The 19,612-nt window shown below is 41.4% G+C and carries 12 protein-coding genes; 3 read left to right on the top strand and 9 right to left on the bottom strand.

Features of this window, described 5'->3' with window-relative positions:
* The first annotated feature begins 12 nt into the window (after positions 1 to 12).
* Positions 13 to 369, top strand: a complete 357-nt coding sequence (locus tag IPJ09_20225; GenBank protein MBK7373718.1) for a transcriptional regulator — start codon at positions 13 to 15, stop codon at positions 367 to 369.
* A gap of 51 nt (positions 370 to 420) precedes the next feature.
* Here the strand turns inward: IPJ09_20225 and IPJ09_20230 are convergent, their stop codons facing one another.
* The 3 genes from IPJ09_20230 to IPJ09_20240 all read right to left on the bottom strand — a co-directional run bounded on the left by IPJ09_20230 (position 421) and on the right by IPJ09_20240 (position 4,475).
* Positions 421 to 1,488: a DoxX family protein gene (locus IPJ09_20230; GenBank protein MBK7373719.1), complete on the bottom strand. Its 1,068-nt coding sequence runs from the start codon at positions 1,486 to 1,488 to the stop codon at positions 421 to 423.
* Between the two features lie 497 nt (positions 1,489 to 1,985).
* The gene (locus tag IPJ09_20235; GenBank protein MBK7373720.1) at positions 1,986 to 4,133 is read right to left on the bottom strand and encodes a TonB-dependent receptor; all 2,148 of its coding nucleotides are present in this window, start codon (positions 4,131 to 4,133) and stop codon (positions 1,986 to 1,988) included.
* Between the two features lie 111 nt (positions 4,134 to 4,244).
* The gene (locus IPJ09_20240) at positions 4,245 to 4,475 is read right to left on the bottom strand and encodes a hypothetical protein (GenBank protein MBK7373721.1); all 231 of its coding nucleotides are present in this window, start codon (positions 4,473 to 4,475) and stop codon (positions 4,245 to 4,247) included.
* A 521-nt stretch (positions 4,476 to 4,996) separates the two neighbouring features.
* Here IPJ09_20240 and IPJ09_20245 point away from each other — a divergent pair.
* Complete coding sequence (locus tag IPJ09_20245; protein ID MBK7373722.1) at positions 4,997 to 7,360, top strand: ABC transporter permease; 2,364 nt, start codon at positions 4,997 to 4,999, stop codon at positions 7,358 to 7,360.
* A 47-nt stretch (positions 7,361 to 7,407) separates the two neighbouring features.
* Here the strand turns inward: IPJ09_20245 and IPJ09_20250 are convergent, their stop codons facing one another.
* The 6 genes from IPJ09_20250 to IPJ09_20275 all read right to left on the bottom strand — a co-directional run bounded on the left by IPJ09_20250 (position 7,408) and on the right by IPJ09_20275 (position 16,735).
* Entirely contained in the window at positions 7,408 to 7,980 is a 573-nt protein-coding gene (locus IPJ09_20250) for a dihydrofolate reductase (protein ID MBK7373723.1), read from the bottom strand.
* 54 nt (positions 7,981 to 8,034) lie between these two features.
* On the bottom strand, positions 8,035 to 10,431 hold the full coding sequence (locus tag IPJ09_20255; GenBank protein MBK7373724.1) for a TonB-dependent receptor: 2,397 nt from the start codon (positions 10,429 to 10,431) through the stop codon (positions 8,035 to 8,037).
* A gap of 416 nt (positions 10,432 to 10,847) precedes the next feature.
* The gene (gene katG, locus IPJ09_20260; GenBank protein ID MBK7373725.1) at positions 10,848 to 13,058 is read right to left on the bottom strand and encodes a catalase/peroxidase HPI; all 2,211 of its coding nucleotides are present in this window, start codon (positions 13,056 to 13,058) and stop codon (positions 10,848 to 10,850) included.
* 145 nt (positions 13,059 to 13,203) lie between these two features.
* Positions 13,204 to 13,722, bottom strand: coding sequence for a hypothetical protein (locus IPJ09_20265; protein MBK7373726.1), 519 nt, complete (start codon positions 13,720 to 13,722; stop codon positions 13,204 to 13,206).
* A gap of 348 nt (positions 13,723 to 14,070) precedes the next feature.
* Entirely contained in the window at positions 14,071 to 14,466 is a 396-nt protein-coding gene (locus tag IPJ09_20270) for a hypothetical protein (protein MBK7373727.1), read from the bottom strand.
* A gap of 37 nt (positions 14,467 to 14,503) precedes the next feature.
* Positions 14,504 to 16,735: an amino acid permease gene (locus tag IPJ09_20275; GenBank protein MBK7373728.1), complete on the bottom strand. Its 2,232-nt coding sequence runs from the start codon at positions 16,733 to 16,735 to the stop codon at positions 14,504 to 14,506.
* Between the two features lie 411 nt (positions 16,736 to 17,146).
* Here IPJ09_20275 and IPJ09_20280 point away from each other — a divergent pair, with 411 nt between their 5' ends.
* Complete coding sequence (locus IPJ09_20280) at positions 17,147 to 19,573, top strand: ABC transporter permease (GenBank protein ID MBK7373729.1); 2,427 nt, start codon at positions 17,147 to 17,149, stop codon at positions 19,571 to 19,573.
* The last annotated feature ends 39 nt before the right edge of the window (positions 19,574 to 19,612 follow it).

Raw genomic sequence — 19,612 nt, forward strand, 5'->3', positions numbered from 1 at the left:
GGCAATGAAATTATGATATTAAAAATAATAAAGTCGAATAAAGAATATGAAGCTATGCTGGATTGGGTGGATCAAATGTTTGATCGAAAAGTGAAGCATACATCTCCTGAAGGTGAACAAGTGCAAGTGGCTTTGTTATTGCTTAAAGAATACGAGGACAAATATCACGCAATTCCAATACCTGATCCTTTGGAAGCTATAAAATTAAAAATGGCCGAAAAAAGACTTAAGAGTAAGGACTTAATAGGCTTGGTTGGCAGCAAAGGTTATATATCTTCTATTCTTTCCGGCAAAAAACCACTCACCCTGGATATAGCCCGAAAATTTTATAAAAAACTTGGTGTTCCGGCTGAAATACTTTTGAGTTGATCTGCTTCACGCCGGGGTCTGATTTTAAAGCTCAATAATTTCCCTACTTGCCTATCGATTAAACGGCACTTCATTTATCCAATGAAAACCTCGTTTGACTAAGAGAAAATCTTTTCTTTTCTGTTTCTCCAACTCAATCTGAAGCGAATCTTTACCTAACGTTCCATTAAAAATAAGTCTTGTTGTATCAGGTTGTTGATAAGTGAAAATGTAACTGGAGGTGTCCCCAGCTGTGCTAAATATGGCGGTTTTCGTAGAATCATTTCTTTTTAAGTAAAACCTGTTTCGCACGCCGAATTCATTTGAAACGGAAATCATGTCGGAAGACCCCTTACGGTCAATGAAAAGATTTTCCCATCGCAATGAATCAGTATGAAGTATTTCTACATGGCTTTTAATGTGTTTTGAAACCTTATAGGGACCATAGAAAGTTGTTAATGGCCCTGACTGTGTTTTTTCTATTCCCAATGATTGTTTAATCAAAGGTGATATCAATATAACAAATAACCCAATCTTCAATATAATGCGACTTATTTTATACCACTTTCTATCTGAAAAATAGGTCTCGAACTGAATAGGTGCTTTGGTAGATTTTTGTAGGATAAAAAAGTTTAAAAGTCTTTGAAAATCCTGGGCAGCCAGATAAAGTGCCATTAAAAGCAGTAAAAATGAAAATAGTTTTACCGGTACATCGTAGCACATATTAAGGGCAAAAACATTGGCCATCACACATATAATAATCAATGCCCCTAAAAGTGTCGTTTTTCTGAACAACAATAATAAGCCACCTAGGCACTCCATTAATCCTCCAAAAAATTGATACTTTGTAGAATAGGCCATAAAAGTCCATAACAAACCCATAGGACTCATTTCACCCAATTCTTGATAAAGCCTATCAGTTGTAATTGTCCCAAATTGTGAAGGAAATATCTTGTAGATACCATAGGCTAGCAAGATAAAACCTAAGCAATAGCGTATCCATACATTGTTCCAGTAATTGAGTTCTGGATAATTCCTTTTTTTTCGGTCAAAAAGACTCCAAATAAAACAACCGATGACTGAGAAAAGGAGTATCAAAAACTCCTGCACCCAATTCCATGTTGTGTCACCGCTGCCCAATGGCTTTATAGTGATCTCGGGTATACCAAAAAAGAATTTTCCTCCCCAGTTGATTAATTTATCCCATATATTTTCATATTGCTCAGAAATCCACTCACCTATGACTGGAATATCACTGATGGGGAAAGGAAAATTGTGTAAAGCAAAAAAGATAAAGCAATATCGGAAGATGATTATTCTGAGTGGAGACCAATTAGTGTCTGTACTAGGTTTGATTGGGTTTGCCATGTTATAGAGGATGACAGATTATAGTGAATTTTGCTCAGGAAGTATAGACTTTCATTAGTATTTACAACAAGCTATATTAGAAATATCCGATGATTTGAATAAATTAAGGACTAAAGTAATATATTTTGTTCTCGCAATTTAATTTAAAGAAAAGATTAGTTAATAAGATATAGTTCTTTTGCTTTCGAAGATTAATATGTCAATTGCCCCTTTGCCTAACTAATTTGGCTGTTGGGACTCTTTGGGTACTGCCTATTATGTAATCGAAATCAAAATTCTTTTTCGCCGATTTCACTATTTGGTAATTTCGCTTTGCTAGTAAGTTTATTGAGCTTAAAATTAAAATTTAGTAAAAAAACATCTGTTTCATAAATGTAATTGGTGGTGGTATAAAAGTCAGTACCGTAGGTAGTGATGCGTTGTTGGTTGGCATTCATAAAACCCAGGTTAATATTTTGCCATTGTAAGCTTAGGGAAAGCTTGCCGTCTAAAAAGGATTTCTTTAAGCTGGTATTGGGAGATAAAAATCTTGAGTCCTCGCCTTGAGCAGTCGGGCGGGCTGACACATAATTGGCATTAACTTGCCAGGACCATTCTTTGCCTAAATCTGTAGTTGTATTTACATTGAGAGAGTACACCCAATTGGAATTATTAATGGTTGAAGTCTCTCCCAACACGTTCAATTCGCCGCTAATTTTATAATTGTATAGGTTCGCTCCCATATACAGGGTAAGCCATCGACCAAAATTAGTGGTGCTCCCCATTTCCAGGCCAATTAATCTCGCGCTGGAAGCATTGATAAAAAGTCGATTTAAAATGCTGTCTGCATAGACATTGTTGACTCGCTGGATTGGGTTTTTTATATGCTGAAAATAAAGGGTTGAGAAAAAACTCCCCTTGTTGAAATCATGATTGATGCCAAATTCTACTAAATCAACATATTGGGGCAACAGGTCCGGGTCGCCTTGCTCTAAAGTTTCTGAATGTTCTCTTTCGGGTATGGGGTTTAATTCAAAATTATTGTTTCGTTGCACCCGTTTGCTGTATCCACCTTTTAGATTCCAGGTTTCTTTGAAGGGGAATAGTAGGTTTATCGAAGGAAATAAATTGCTTTGATCTAAATGGTGATGATTGGTATCGGATGACAAAATAACTTCTCTGGAGGCGTATTCGTACCTCAAACCAGCGACATATAGAAGTTCGGATAGTTTGCCCCCATATTGTGAGTATAGAGCATTGATATGATTGGTTGATTTTGCGGTTCCCCTAAATTTTGAAATGTCAGACTGGGGGACATTTGGGGTCACCTCATAATCAAACTTTCCGTCCTGATGGTCTGACCTGAACTGATACCCACTCTCCAATTTGCCAGTTCCAATAGATATGCTGTGGTCCAACTTAAATCTGTATCCACTAATTGGATTTGTATAAGGATTAATAACCTGCTGGAATACCATGTTTTTATCAGGCAGATTTATATTTTTATTCAGCGTGTTTCCAACGAGGTTAGCATGCTCGTACATTGCTGAAGCACTTAGCGTAGACTTATCATGGAAGGTATGGACATAGTCTAAACTGCCCACTAAAAATTCACCCTCTTTAGTCTGTAGATTAGAGTTGAAGTAATTCAGTTGTCGTAAAATAGTATTAGTAGTCAGATCCGAGGTAGAATTGGCATATTCAATATCCGCACGCCTTTGCTGGTATTTTTTGCTGGCGAAAATACCCAGATTAAATACATTGTTTTTATTGGAGGAGTAGTTGATGGAGGTCCTTGCACCATAACTGTAACGGTCAAAACTTCTTTCGCCGAGCGATGGAAACCGGGTGATCGTATGGTTGATAAAATTTTTAGTGAATACATCTCCTTCCCTGCGTCCATTGCCGTCATTTCTCAAATAATTTGCACTCAGGGATAGATCCCACTTGTTTTGTTTGAAATTGATAGTAAAGTCTCCTCCAAATCGTGATGGTTTTTCGAGATTATTAAAATCTGTGGTGCTTGGCAGACCACCCTGCAGGTTGGCTATGATGGCGAGCCCATTGTCAACTCCCTGCCTGGTTACTATATTGAGAATGCCTGCCTTTCCATCGGCGTCATATTTAGAAGACGGTGCCGTAATCAACTCAATATTTTCAATGGTATTAGCAGGCAATTGACTTAAGATAGTCTGTGCATCGGTGACCATGGGCTTTCCATTGATCAATATCAGAAATCCGGTGGAGCCCCTGATACTGATTTCACCTGCACTATTTACAGCAACAGAGGGCAGATTTTTCAAGGCATCGATGGCACTACCTCCTTTGGAAGATTCAAATTGATCCGCACTATAGGTTTGTTTATCCAGCTTGTTGGTGCTGTTTATACGATTGCCTGTCACGGTGATTTCTTTTAATAAATCAGTGGATGATTCCATAGTGATATAGGCCAAATCGATCTCTTTATTATTTTTTGAGACCGATAGTTGAATGTATTTGGTTTTAAAACCTAGAAAGACGATTTGACCGATGTAATCCCCGGAGTCTACTTATGCAAGAAGAAAATCACCTTTTGCATTAGTGGTGGTCCCGGCTATGACTGAAGAATCTAAGTTACTTAATAGAGCCACACTGGCATATTCCAAAGGCAGATTATTTGATTTTTCGATCAGTGTCCCTTTAATGATGGTATGTTGAGATTTTAATGAAATAACTGGAAGTGCAGTCAGAATGCAGACAGCATATACTAGTCTAACTACTAATTTATTTCTTGAATTCATAAAAAATAACTCAGCCAGGTTTTTAATTATTCGCTTTATTCACCAGTAAGTTTACGGAGATTATCTGAATAGAAGGTGAGAAAATGGTTTAGTAAAAAGATGTTGAGGCCGTAAAGGTTATGAAAAAATGAAGGATTCTGCGACTGCTCAAATACTTTTAAATAGTTGGCAATAAGTGACTGCTTTTAGCTCCTGCATGATGGATGATGTCGATTAGTTTGACGGTCCGACTGTAGGCGTTGGGTGTGAGAGCAACTATCGCTGATAAGTATTTTGGGTTTAAGGTATATAGGACTTTTGTTTATGATCCTTTCGGAAAGAAGTATCATTAAATTATCAGCGAGAACTTAATTTGTTTTAACATAGTTGTATCAAAATCGAACACTATGCACTTTATAGTATTAAAATATATATGTGTTAATATCACATAATTAAATACTTATAACTAGGTGTAACCTTTCTCTGCAACCCATAGTATTATAAAGGAGTCTTTAAGGTCTGCCTATTAAAAAACAAATGCTATGCTCAAAAATTTCTTTCGAACTGCCTGGAGAAATCTACTCGCCAATAAAACCTTTTCACTCATCAATATACTAGGACTTGCCCTCGGTCTGGCCTGCAGCCTGGTGATTTTGCTATGGCTCCAGGATGAGCTGGACAAAGATCGTTTCCACCTATACGATAGCAGACTGTATCGGGTCATGGAAAACCAAAACTATTCCGGTGAGATCTCTACTTTCGAATCCACTCCCGGCCTGCTCGCAGAAAATATCGTCAAGGACATACCTGAGATCCAGATGGCCAGTCAATTTTTGTGGGAAGAAGAACCCTTATTTACCGTAGGGAATAAATTGGATAAAGAGAAAGGTAGATATGCTCAAAAGGATTTTCTCAAAATGTTTTCGTTCAAATTGATCAAAGGTGATCCTGCGTCTGCTTTGGATAGACCGGATGGCATCGTCCTGTCACAAAAGCTTGCGGATAAATATTTTCTGGGAGAAGAGCCCATAGGCAAATCTATCAGGATAGACAATAAAGACAATGTAACTGTCACCGGTGTATTGGCTGAAATACCTGAAGCGTCCTCTATGAAATTCGATTTTATCATGTCCTGGGAGCAATGGCTTAAAGACAATGATTGGGCCAAGGAGTGGGGCAATAATGGTCCTCGATGTTTTGTGTTGTTGAATGAACAAGCGGATATCACTAAAGTCAACGCCAAGATCGAAGACTATATCCAGACAAAAAACAAGGATACCAATGTCAAATTATTTTTGCAAAACTTTGGTCAGTCCTACCTCTATGGCCAGTGGAAAGCAGGGGTGCAGGATGGTGGTCGAATAGAGTATGTAAGGATATTTTCCATTGTAGCCATTATTATTTTATTAATCGCCTGTATTAATTTTATGAACCTGGCTACAGCAAGATCGCTCAAGCGCGCGCGTGAGGTCGGTGTACGCAAGGTCGTCGGTGCAAGGAAATATCAATTGGTCCTGCAATTTTTTAGCGAATCGGTACTGGTGAGTTTTATTGCATTATTGTGTGCCCTTGCAATGGTATATTTCTTTTTGCCTTCTTTCAATACGGTCACCGGCAAGTTGCTCAAAATACCTTTTACTGATCCTGCATTTTTGATTACCGTGTTTGGCCTTACTCTGGGTACCGGTGTTTTTGCAGGGAGCTATCCGGCATTTTTTATGTCGGCCTTGCGACCGATCACGGTGTTAAAAGGGTGGCTTCGTTTTAATCCGTCAGCGACCTTATTGAGAAGAGGTCTCGTAGTGTTTCAGTTTGCCCTGTCCATTTTTCTCATCATGGGTATGATCGTGATCTATCGACAAATCGCCTATATCAACAATAAAAGCCTGGGCTTTGACAAAGAAAATCTGATCATGGTGCCGATTGAGGGGGATTTGCAAAAAAATTATGAAGTATTCAAACAGGAACTTTCCAGGGAGGCAGGCATCAAACAAATAACTAGTGCAAGCAATAGTCCGCTACAAGTAGGTAGTTCTACCGGAGGAGTGAGATGGCCGGGTAAAGACACGACCAAATCCATATTGTTCAGCAACAGTAATATTACCTATGATTATATCAAGACGATGGGGATCGAATTAGTCAATGGCCGTGATTTTGATCATTCGTTCAGCACCGACACCGTCAATTACCTGATCAATGAGTCGGCTGCCAAAAAAATTGGGTACACCGATCCTGTGGGCAAAGAACTCACCATGTGGGGAGACAAAGGCCAGATCATCGGGTTGATGAAGGACTTTCACCATAACTCCCTGCATGTACCGATCGATCCATTGATCATCCGATTGTTCAAACCGAGCTGGCAAAGTGTATGGGGCTATATCATCGTCAGGACAGAAGCCGGGCAGACCAAACAAGCCATTGCCAGCCTGGAGAAAATGTACAAACAGTTTAACCCGGCTTTTCCATTCAAATATTCATTTACTGACGAAGAAATAGCCAAAAATTATAAATCAGAGCAGACGGTTGGTAAACTATCTAAATATTTTGCGTTCCTGGCCATCTTTATTTCTTGTCTTGGATTATTTGGTCTGGCGACTTTCACTGCAGAACAGCGAATCAAAGAGATCGGTATACGCAAAGTATTGGGAGCTGGTGTAGGTAATCTTGTAGGTATGTTGTCTAAAGATTTTATGCTCCTGGTAGCAGTCTCCACCCTGATTGCTTTTCCGGTTTCGTGGTATTTTCTCACTGGTTGGTTGGAAAAGTATCCTTACCGTGAAGGCATGCACTGGTGGTATTTTGGTATGGCAGGTGCACTGGCAATAATGATTGCTTTGATTACGGTCAGTTTTCAGACGATCCGGGCAGCTGTAGCCAATCCGGTCAAAAGTTTGAAAATTGAGTAAATAAGAATCAGCATCAGAAGTCAGAATCTGAAATCTGAGTCTGAAATCTAAATCTTCTTCTTATCCTTTTTTAAGGAATACCATAGTTCGACCATCCCATTTTTGTAGGCAGTCACTTCTTTCAAATTTAATAGTTGTTCTATACCCAGGTGATCAAATAATAATGTTCCATCACCCAATAGAATGGGCAAAATCGATATTCTTATTTCCTCAGCCAGATTTAATTGGATGAAATCCCTGGCAAGCGAAGCCCCACCTACGAGCCATACCGATTTATAATTGGGTCTTAATCTTTCATTCACTAGACTGGTCAGGTCGCCATCGTAAAATTCTAAATTCTGCCTTTCGTTAGGTAGGTTTCTGCTGCTCACTACTATGGTTGGTTTGTCACCATATGCCCAGCCATAAGATTTTGAAAGTTCTAGGGCGAGCTCGTATGTTTTGGACCCCATTACATAGCAGTCTATGGTCTTGAGGAACTCTACCGGATCCTGTCCGCTTACACCTCTTTCATAATGGCATGATGCCTCGAACCATGAAATGTTATTGTCCTTTTTGGCTATGAAACCATCCAGGCTGGACACCATATGGATAGTGAGCACGAAGGTATCTTGAATCATAAATTGAATAATATAAATGACTCAAATGTAAAGATCAGATACGGTGCAATCTTTTTATTCCTTAGAAAACTTATTCTCTAATAATTTTTCCTTCAGCGTCGACCTGAACGAATAAGCCAGCGTAAGCATAACTGCTCGGGTATCTGCCTTGAAATTTCTATAATTACTAAATTCAGTTGTAAAGTTTTCTACACCAGACTTCAGCGTGTTAAAAACATCGACTACAGTGAGTCCCAGCCGCGCCTTGCTATTCAATATTTTTTGCTGGAAGCCGAGATCGACGAAATACTGGGCTGATCGCTGTCCCTGGGGTGTGAGCATATTGGAGATATAATTTCCGATGAGTTGAAGTTTGCCATTTTGCCAGGGCACCAGATTGTGGATCATTTTGCCATTCCAGCCAAAGGCATCCCGGTCTGAGCCTTCCGCCACATTAGTTCCATGTATGATTTGTTGGAAGAAGGAGAGGCTCAAGTTCATATTGTATTTTGAAGAAAACTGTGCATCATAGATATTTTCACTGCCAAAGGTGATAGCACTCCCGATGTTGACTGGCAGCTGCAGACTCACCCCATTAGGTAATAACTGGTAGTACGGTCTGATTGTATTGAGTGCACTTCGATAAAACAGGTTAGTCGAAAAAGAATGTTTGTCGCCATTGGTGGTATAGCCCATCTCCAGGGCGTGGATGATCTCAGGCTTGAGATTGGCATTGCCACTGTGAGGATTGAGTGCATCGGTGATATCTACAAAAGGGTTGAGCTGTCCTGATCCCGGACGACGAATACGCTTGCTATAGCTCAAGCGGAAGGATTGATCTTTGGAGAAGGCATAAGAAAGGCTGGCATTGGGAAATAATTTGAGATAATCATTTTTGAAGTTTGTGTTTTGATCCTGGGTTTCACCAGTGTTGGTGACTTGCTCAGCGCGCAGACCGGCTGAATAGGACCAATGAGAGAGGGACCCTGAGGATGTCTCCGAATTGACGATCGCATAGGCGGCTTGAACTTCTTCATTAAAATTAAAAATATTGCTCGACTCGGTTTGTATGATATAGTTGCCGTTCTCCAGGTTGGCTGTCTCAAAATCTGCATTAAGTGAACGGAACAGGCCTTTGTAACCTGTCTCCAATATTAGGTTTTTATGGACGGGTAGCGCATAATCCAATTGTAGCGTATGAGTCGCACCATGCTCATAGTTGTGCGTGCGCTCGAGAAAAGGATCACCGAGGTTAAGATGAGAGATATCATAGTCCTGCGTGTTGATATCCGTGTTTTGCCTGTTTTTTTCGAGCGAAGAAGTAAATGATCCAGATAGAGACTTTCGGTCATCTGCAAAATTTCGCTTATAGTTAAAGGACATCTCACCAACTTTTTCTTTTTCTTTTTCCAATGAAAATCGGTCGGCTGCGGAATTAAAAATATTGTTGGTTTTGTATAAGGTGCTATTCAGGTCTTCATTGTTGATCTGACCTTCGATATTCCCTATAGCTTCAAAAGCAAAATTATTTTTTTCATTGGGAGTGAAGTCAAGGTTGAGCTTAAGATTTTGAAGCTCTTCCGTGCGATAGTCATGTCTTATTTGATCTAATACATGTTGATCTGTGAGGAAAAAATTAGTCCTTTGGGAAAGGATATCCCGGGTCCTGCCTGCAAATCGATTATCATAACCAAGACTGGAAGACCATTTTTTAGTTTTTTGATTTAGGACTGCCGAGCTACTGATGCGACCTTTGGCACCAACGCCACCTGCCAGGGCAAAAGCGCCATTGATACCATTGTCCTTATTTTTTTTAAGCCGTATATTGATAATGCCGCTTTCAGCATTTGCATCGTATTTGGCTGATGGATTGGTCAGTATTTCAATACTTTCTATACTGCTGGCTGGGATATTATCAGGATTGCCGAGGCTGGAGTTTCGACCATTGACCAGTATCAATGGGGATTTGCCTCGGAGGGTGATAGCACCATCAGCATCTACAGTGACAGCGGGGGTATTTTTGAGGAGATCAGTCGCCGTCCCGCCTGCCTGGACGAGATTGCCAGCGGTATTGACGATAAACCCACCGGTAGTCCTTTCGATGAGTTTGCGCTGAGCAGTCACAGTCACCCCTTCCAACTCGTTTGCTCCGGGTGAAAAATCGATTTCAGGCAATATCACCTGCGGCTGCGCTTTGGTTAGTGTGACATTCCTGGCCACTACTTCGTACCCGATGAGCCTGCACTCCAGTTTATAGGTATCAAATGGCAAACCCTCCAAAGTGAAAAATCCGAGACTATCGGTGACAAAATATTTCAGCACTTGGGTACTATCAGATAATGGGGCCGCTGTCACAGTCACGAACTCCAGTGGAGTACGGCTGTCCGTGATCTTACCAGAAATCTTGCCGGTGGACTGTCCGGACAGTTGGGTGGCTGCCAGGGTAAACACAAAAAGAAGCACGCAGGAAATGGAAGGGGATTGAATTTTCACTGCGTAAAGTTAGTGTTTTTGGGGATGGGTGTAATGATCGGCTTCGCCGTGGGGGTTACCACTGAAAACATGGAGGGGTAAAGAATGAACTCAAATCTAGATGAACCACTGAGGACACTAAGTAACACTAAGTAGAATTATGCATCGGTGACTGAGACATATAGCGTAATAAAATCCTCCGTGCTTCTCCCGTGATTTCCGTGGCAATCAAGTTGCGAAGCAACCACATATTAAAACCAGAGCTTGCCCGCTCATTTCAATAAAACGATCAACTTCCTACACTGAATGTCCATATATACCTGGTCATACTAAATTGACCATTATCCTTAGTGCACCTTAGTGTCCTTAGTGGTTAAACAAAACCTAAGTGGTTAAATTACATATTAGAGGCCAACTCAGATACGATCCAAGTCCATCACTTTGCTCCAGGCACCCACAAAATCAAGTACAAATTTTTCTTTGGAATCAGCGCTACCATACACTTCGGCGATAGCACGAAGCTCTGAGTTAGATCCAAAGATTAAGTCTACCCGACTACCCGTCCATCTGAGCTCACCGTTAGTACGGCTACGACCTTCAAATATATCCTGGTCAGCGGTGGTGCTTTTCCAGGTAGTACCCAGATCCAACAGATTTAAAAAGAAATCATTGGTGAGTATTCCGGGGCGATGAGTGAATACTCCGCTGACAGATCCATCGAAGTTGGTTTGTAGCACGCGCATACCACCAATCAACACGGTCATCTCTGGTGCGGTCAGGGTAAGCAGCTGAGCTTTGTCTACCAGTAGTTCTTCTGCCGGCACAGCATATTTAGCTTTTATATAATTGCGGAATCCATCAGCGAAAGGCTCGAGTACTGCAAATGATTCTACATCAGTCTGTTCCTGGCTGGCATCTGTGCGACCAGGGGTAAAAGGAATATTCAAGGGATGACCTGCCAGGGAGGCTGCCTTTTCGACTGCAGCGTTTCCGCCCAGGATGATGAGATCTGCTAAAGAAACTTCTTTGCCCGATGTCTGTGCATGATTAAACTCTTGTTGGATAGCTTCTAATTTATCAAGCACACTGGATAGTTGAGTAGGATTGTTTACTTTCCAAAACTTCTGTGGTGCCAATCTGATTCTTGCTCCATTAGCCCCACCACGTTTGTCAGATCCTCTGAACGTAGAGGCAGAGGCCCATGCAGTAGAAACCAATTCGCCAATGGTAAGTCCTGATGCAAGGATTTCGGCTTTTAAAGCTGCCATATCTTTGTCATCGATCAATTTGTGAGTGACAGAAGGGACAGGATCTTGCCATATTAATTCTTCTTTAGGTACTTCGGGTCCAAGGTAGCGGCTGATGGGTCCCATATCCCGGTGAGTCAACTTAAACCAGGCTCTCGCAAAGGCATCAGCGAACTCATCAGGATGTTCATAAAAATGCTTCGAGATGGGCTCATAGATCGGATCAAATCTTAATGCCAGGTCGGTAGTGAGCATAAAAGGTGCGTGCCTGATGGCAGGATCATGAGCATCCGGTACGAGGCCGGCGCCTTGATTATTTTTGGGTTTCCATTGGTGTGCACCGGCAGGGCTTTTGGTCAGTTCCCATTCATAATTAAAAAGATTCTCAAAGAAATTATTACTCCACCGGGTAGGTGTCGTCGTCCATGCTCCCTCAAGTCCGCTGGTGATAGTATGGACGCCATGGCCACTACCAAAAGTATTCTTCCAGCCGAGGCCTTGTTCTTCTATACTCGCTGCTGCAGGCTCTCGGCCTACATATTTAGAAGGATCGGCTGCCCCATGGGTTTTACCGAAGGTATGACCTCCGGCGATGAGTGCTACGGTCTCATAATCATTCATAGCCATTCGGCCGAAAGTCTCCCGTATATCTTTGGCCGCAGCTATCGGATCGGGATTGCCATTAGGGCCTTCCGGATTGACATAGATGAGACCCATTTGTACAGCGGCAAGTGGATTCTCCAAATCACGGTCTCCGGAATATCTTTTATCTCCAAGCCACTCACTCTCAGCTCCCCAGTAGATATCTTGCTCCGGTTCCCAAACATCTTCACGGCCACCACCGAACCCAAATGTTTTCAGGCCCATGGATTCGAGGGCACAGTTGCCAGCCAGTATCATAAGGTCGGCCCAGGAGATCTTGCGGCCATATTTTTGTTTGACTGGCCAGAGGAGTAAGCGGGCTTTGTCGAGACTGGCATTGTCGGGCCAGCTGTTGAGTGGTGCAAATCGCTGAGAACCGGAACCTGCTCCGCCCCGACCGTCAGCTATCCGGTAAGTACCGGCACTATGCCAGGCCATGCGTATAAAAAAGGGGCCATAATGACCATAGTCCGCAGGCCACCATTCCTGGGAGGAGGTCATGAGTTCGAAAAGATCTTTTTTTACCGCGGCAAGGTCCAGGGATTTAAACTCCTCCGCATAGTTGTAGGAGGGATCCATAGGATTGGTTAGCGCAGAATGCTGGCGTAGGATATTTAATTTTAATTGATTGGGCCACCAATCTTTATTGGAAGTGCCACCTCCAGCTACGTAGTTTAGTTCACCATGCATAAAGGGGCATTTGCCATTGCCATTGGAGTGATTATTAGAAGAGCTCATATGATATTAATGTTTATGTTGAATGTAAAATTGACATGAAAAAAGGAAATAGGATATGACCTTCATCATTTGGAGATCAAATATACGATCTGATACTCATTGATAATATTGATATAATTAATGATTGTATAGAAGGTGTCTATATTCAGACAGATACTGTCCTTGCTTTTGAGCTTCGTTGTACATCTGCTTTGGTGATAAAGTACTCCATTCCCAGAATAAACACTATTTGAAATACATGAATAGATTTCTGTACAGCAGGGAGGTAATCCAGCGCTGTCCTTGTAAAATACATATACGTGGCACCATAAAAACACAATATCATTAGCACAGAAAGTATTTTAAATGACTTCAGTTTTGACTGCAAAAAAAGGACTGTTACATAGAAAAAAAGTAAAAGTGTAATGATGCTGCCCAAAGTGATCATAGGGTCATGCCAGGGTGGTATAGTGATCAGGGAGGTGACCAGGATTAAAGTATACCCCAGGAACCTGATCACGCTGGAAAATTTTTTCAAATCAATCTTATTGGCAAATCGCACAAAAGCTAGTCCGGTGGTGATACCCATCATCACCACGCCCAGGATACCCCACGGCCTGGCAAGATTATCCATTCCATTTAACGCATGATACTCCAGCAGATGGCTGATATAATTCTTATTCAAACTATATCCCTTGGAATGAATATCCCTAATATTTCCACCTGGGTAATTCAATGCAGCAATGATGAGTAATAGAATGGATAGAATCAAACCTATCAGGATGATATACTCATCTTTGAGTTTTGTGATTATCTGTTGTTGTCAGGAAAAATGTGAAATTAAGGATAGTCAAATGGATTATTTCTTCTCAGCTGAGAATTTCCATCAAAGGGACACAATAGATTTTCCATTCATAATCCTGTTTTTAAATAAGGCAGTCCATGCAGCATGGGTTTCACTATCGATGCTTTCCGTATTATCTCCGTTTTCACCTTTTAAAATCTATTTGAATTATTCCATTGAAGTGCAAGATCATTCTCTCACCCTACGATGGACCAGCGTCGTATTTTCTTTACGCTCATGGCCTCTACCAGTCCAGGTAGTAAGATCGCCGTCGACCACAACATTCCAATCACTATCATCATCATCTACATCACTATCAAGCGTCAGGATGTTTGATCGTGGTTTTACCGACCATCTACCTTTATTGGGGCCGAAAGGATCGCCATCACTGAGAAAAGTGCCATCCGGATTGAATGTGATCCAACGATTATTGGCTGGGTTGTGCTTTGAAGTGACATCGGCACCGTATTCTATTACTTTTTCCATCTTCCATGTAGCCACTATTTGTTGATCGAGGGCAGCAGATGATTTACATGCAGGTATCATTAGTACCAGGAGTAGGAATGGCGGTATTAATCTATTCATTTTGTGAAAAATACAAAAATGGTAATGTGTGGAGTGACTAGGTGATGAATTTTGAAGTCTGGGTATTTACAAAAAGGATATCTCCCACTTTATCGTAGCGTTCAAAAAATTCTTCACCTTTGGCTTTGATGACACTCTCATGGAAACCTACTAAAGTAAGATCTGCATCTGCTGAATATTCATTGATAGTATCCTGGTGATTCATACCATCATATTGAGAGATTACTTTAATATTGCTTGGAGAGATGGGCAGCCTGCCGGAAGTAGTGAGATCGATAAGATGTTGCTTTTCTGTCTCCAGGTCTTTCTCAGAGAAAATAGCAAATATCTTTATTTCTCCTTGGCTCCAATCTTTGTGACCCAGGATGATATATGATAATAAAATCATGAGACTGGCATTTTCATAATCTTCTTTTCTAATCCAAACATGAATATTTCGTTTGTAGCCAAAATTGCGAATACTGGATCGCAGGATCACAATATCATATTTAGCAGCCAGAAGCAAATTGTAATTTTCTATGACCTGGGTGAGCCATTCTCTGTCGCCTTTGGCAAATTCAAACAGCATCATATTATTGGGCTGACCAGACACGGCGGGTTGTTGGATGGCCTGCAAGATCGCTGAAGTATTGGACGGGGTGATGATGGTCTCCAGAAATACATTGGACTTGGCTTTTTCTGCCATGTCGATCAGTTTTTCCAGGTCTGCGTCGGCTAGCTGCTTTGACTCTTTCGAAAAGTATTTGTTTTCAAAATGAATATAGGTGCCGAACCCGTACCGGTGCGAAATCCATTTCATCATTTCGAAAGCTGCAAATCGTTGGAAACTATCTTTGGACAAACAGATGACCCCTGGCCTCCAGTTTCCTACCGCATTTTCTTTTTCTGATTTTTGTAGAAAGACCTGCACTCGCCGGCTAAACTGATGAATCACTCCTTCAAATATGCGTGCCATACTGGTCGCATTGGGATTATTATACGTGATGTAGAAATAGATACTCACCATCAGGATGACCGATAGCAAGGCATAAGCAGCATTGATTTTAAACATCAGGTAGATGCACATCAGGGCCCCAAATAAAGAGATATACCATTTTGATTTAAACGATGGACGATACGCCGGGTCGGCTGCAAAGTGTTGTAAAAAAGAAATCAGGCACAAAGAACCATAGGTCACTAAAAAAAACATGGATATAATGACAGCCACTGCATTGACATCACCGATCAGCACAAAAACCAGGGCAATGATACTGGTAGCAATGGTGGCATTGCGGGGCTCATTGCGATTTTGAGTACCGGTAGCCAACCATTTATTTATGGCTTTGTTGGGCATGACATCGTCAGCGCCGATGGCCTGGAGTGTTCTTGGAGCGACCATGAAAGATCCGATAGCCGATGAGATCGTCGCGGCGGCCAAACCAATTGGAATAATGGGTCCCCAGATAGCAATCTTACTCATGATCAATTGATCACTCAATAAATCTGCCGGACTGGCGGACACAAATAACTTATAAGCAATCAGAATATAAATAATCATGCCTGTGATGGTGGCAGCAAGCGTACCTAAGGGAATAGATTTTTTAGGATCACGAAGGTCTCCTGAAAGCCCAACTCCAGCAGTCATACCTGTAAAGGCAGGAAATATGATCGAAAAAACATAAAAAAATCCCTGGTCAGCAGTAGGCAAAGACAGAAATTTTGAACTTTCCGGGGTATGGCTAAAACTAGTATCTCCTAAAAAGAAAAAAATGAGGGAAACAATCAGTAAACTTACGACGATATACAGCGCTTTTATACCCAAGTCAGCACCCCGGGTGACCATTAACAATATAAGACCCGCCAGGGCAGGTATGCTAAACAGCCGATTGTCCAATACCTCAATATGGAAATGCTCTGATAGCCAGGGCTTGATCGTATTAAATGATTCTGCAAATGCGATGGTATAAAAAGCTACGCTGATTGCTTGCGAAAGGAATAGGGCAATGCCTATGGCAGCACCGATATTAAGGCCAAAGGATCTGGAGATAATAAAATATTCACCGCCGCCTTCTACTTTTTGATTCGTAGCGATCTCTCCGAGCGCCAGGGCTGTAGGTATGGTTACGGCGTGGCCTATCAGGATGATGATCAAGGATCCGGCAAATCCTACAGACCCTACCGAAAACCCAAACCGAAGAAACATGATGGCACCTAATATGGTTGATATGGCAGTTAGGAAAACAGGAGTTGTACCAAAATTGGACTTGGTAGTTTGCAATTGTTCGTTCATAGGTATAAAGTCGTGCGGCTTAAATTGGGACCTGGATCTAATAGAGATGTAATATAATTGATTTTGCCAATTCCTCCCTGATGCAGGCGGCATAGGATGAGCTTAAACCTGATTGCTTTCTGATCGGATAAACAAACTGAAATAGGAGCGATCGCCTGAAACTGCATATCCCAAAACATCAGTTGAATGTGAACAAGATTCATTTCTTAAAATACTCTATGATCCAGTTACAGTCATTTTTAGTACACTTTGTATCAAAAGCGAACACACTTAAATACAATTTATACTTATAATCCTCACAATATCAGTGATATACATTTTTGGTACGACCTGTGCATTCTTTTGGATAAGATCCTGGATCGGCTATTTCTTTTACGGATGAGCATTGTTACATGGATCTAGTAACGGCATATGATCGGAAATCACTTTAAATTAGCCTGGCGCAACCTGGTGCGAGATCCCAGCCAATCTATTATCAATGTCAGTGGTCTTACCCTGGGATTGGTAGCATTTATATTCATTCTCCAATACATCAGTCTTGAAAAAAGTGTCAACCTTTTTCATCATAATCTTGATCAGGTCTATAGATTGATCAATGAAGACCTTAAGGGAAATACATGGACAGAGATCGAACCGGGCTATGGGCCGACTGCCAAAGAACGAATTCCGGAGATCATCGACTACTGCCGTTTTGAACAAGGCATCTGCAAAGGAGTGGTCCTGAATAACAAGACCAATACTTCCTTCAAAGAAGAAAATATTGGTTATGCCGATGGCAATTTTTTTGAATTTTTCAGCTTTAAGGTTTTGACTGGCGACAAAGCTGCCCTGAAGCGACCGGATGTGATGTTTTTATCCCGGTCGTCAGCCATAAGATATTTTGGTACGCTCGACCCGGTAGGTCAGTCTCTTTCATTGTTCAATCAATTTGGCAATAAAACATTTACTATTGGAGGTGTATACCAGGATATTGGTGACGAATCCGATATCCAATATGATATGGTGTTTTCACTACAAAGTTTGCAGAATCCTGATCAGTTGAATGGCAATGATTGGGCGCGCCTTGACAATTATGATTCGCAGTATATCAATACTTTTTTTCGTTTGCGATCCGGGGCCTCCGCTCAGCGTGTAGAAGCAAAATTGACAGATCTTAGAAATACCTTAAATGACGACAAGGATGGTGTGATATTTAGATTGCAGCCGTTGAAGGAGGTTCACCTGGCCAGTACGCTGGCAGATACATATACTCATACTGCTCAGCTAAAATATCTCCTGATGATGGGGGCCATAGCTTTATTGATATTATTGATAGCCTGGTTTAATTATATCAATTTTAGTACGGCTAAAGCACTGCAACGAGCCGGAGAAGTAGGGGTGAGAAAAGTAATCGGTGCGACCAGGGCCAACCTGGTAGCTCAGTTTTTAAGTGAAGCTTTTCTGACCAATCTAATCAGTTTTATTGCAGCTATCATTTTGGTGGTCATGATACAACCATTGTTCAACAATCTTATTGGCAAAAATTTGTCTTTGTCAGGTATGATGTATCAGTCGGGTTGGTTGACAGGTTTATTGCTTATAATCCTGGGGTCGTTCATTTCGGGAGCTTATACTGCTTTTATCTTATCAGGTTTCAATCCAATCACGACCATCAAAGGCAAGCTCTTAAAGGGCCAGACAAGGGGATTATTGAGGAAAATCTTGGTAGTAGCCCAGTTTGCTATTTCGATCATGCTGATCATAGCCACCCTGGCGATCGTGTATCAATTGAACTATATGCAAAAAAAAGACCTGGGTTTTGCCCACGAGCAACTGGTGGTCATCCCGGGACCGCAGGTCGGCAAAGACAGTACCTATAGCTTCCGGCAGGAAGGTTATCTGAATACCATTGCGCAACAAAGTTTTGTCAAAGACTATTGTAATTCTGGAAGTGTACCCGGTAAATTTTATAATTTCCAGACCTCCGGATTTACGCAGCCTCAGTCAAAACCAGGCGATGAATTTACTTCCTATGCTTTTGCAATCATTGGCGAAAAGTATTTACCTGCCTATGAGATTCCGATCGTGGCAGGTCGCAATTTTACTGCTGCCGAATGTAAAGTGGAATGGAATGATAACAGCAAAGTGATCTTAAATGAATCAGCCATTAAAAAATTAGGCTTTAATACTCCACAAGAAGCGGTAGCTACCCGGATCAGGTGGGATGAAAGGTTCCTTGATATCATTGGAGTGGTCAAAGATTATAATCATCTGAGTGTGCAAAGACCTATTGATCCTATGATATTTTACCCTGAATCGAGTACAGCATACACTACCATCAGAATAACCCCGGATCAGTTTCAAGACAAAATCAGTGGTCTGCAAAAAATATATCAATCCTATTTTCCTGGCAATCCCTTTGAATATTATTTTATTGATGAAAATTTTGAAAAGGCTTATGCAAGTGAAAGGCAATTTGCAACCATTTTTATGATAGCTTCTGGTTGGGCCATCTTTATCGCCTGCCTGGGATTATTTGGCCTGGCTACTTATTCGATCCAAAGCCGAACCAAAGAGATCGGTATCCGCAAGGTGCTGGGTGCTGGTGTGGGATCTATCCTGAGCCTGATCTCTAAAGAATTTGTCATATTAATCCTGATAGCTATAGTGATCGCTTCTCCCATTGCTTATTTTGGAGTCGATCACTGGCTACAGGAATTTGCCTATAGAATCAAACTTGAATGGTGGTTATTTGCATTGGCTGGAGGATTGGTGCTGAGTACGGCACTCCTCATCATCGGGGCACGTGCGCTGCAAGCTGCTTTGAATAACCCTGTAAAAGCCTTAAGAACAGAATGATCAGCTTTAGACCAGGAGTATCTGATACCGAATCATCGG

Source organism: Saprospiraceae bacterium, assembly GCA_016709995.1.
Taxonomy (GTDB): Bacteria; Bacteroidota; Bacteroidia; order Chitinophagales; family Saprospiraceae; genus JADJLQ01.

Coding starts and splice junctions, on each gene's coding strand:
- IPJ09_20235 (MBK7373720.1), bottom strand. CDS start 4,133: ATGGAATCATCCACTGATTTATTAAAAGAAATCACCGTGACAGGCAAT.
- IPJ09_20245 (MBK7373722.1), top strand. CDS start 4,997: ATGCTCAAAAATTTCTTTCGAACTGCCTGGAGAAATCTACTCGCCAAT.
- IPJ09_20250 (MBK7373723.1), bottom strand. CDS start 7,980: ATGATTCAAGATACCTTCGTGCTCACTATCCATATGGTGTCCAGCCTG.
- IPJ09_20225 (MBK7373718.1), top strand. CDS start 13: ATGATATTAAAAATAATAAAGTCGAATAAAGAATATGAAGCTATGCTG.
- katG (MBK7373725.1), bottom strand. CDS start 13,058: ATGAGCTCTTCTAATAATCACTCCAATGGCAATGGCAAATGCCCCTTT.
- IPJ09_20275 (MBK7373728.1), bottom strand. CDS start 16,735: ATGAACGAACAATTGCAAACTACCAAGTCCAATTTTGGTACAACTCCT.
- IPJ09_20240 (MBK7373721.1), bottom strand. CDS start 4,475: ATGAATTCAAGAAATAAATTAGTAGTTAGACTAGTATATGCTGTCTGC.
- IPJ09_20280 (MBK7373729.1), top strand. CDS start 17,147: ATGATCGGAAATCACTTTAAATTAGCCTGGCGCAACCTGGTGCGAGAT.
- IPJ09_20270 (MBK7373727.1), bottom strand. CDS start 14,466: ATGAATAGATTAATACCGCCATTCCTACTCCTGGTACTAATGATACCT.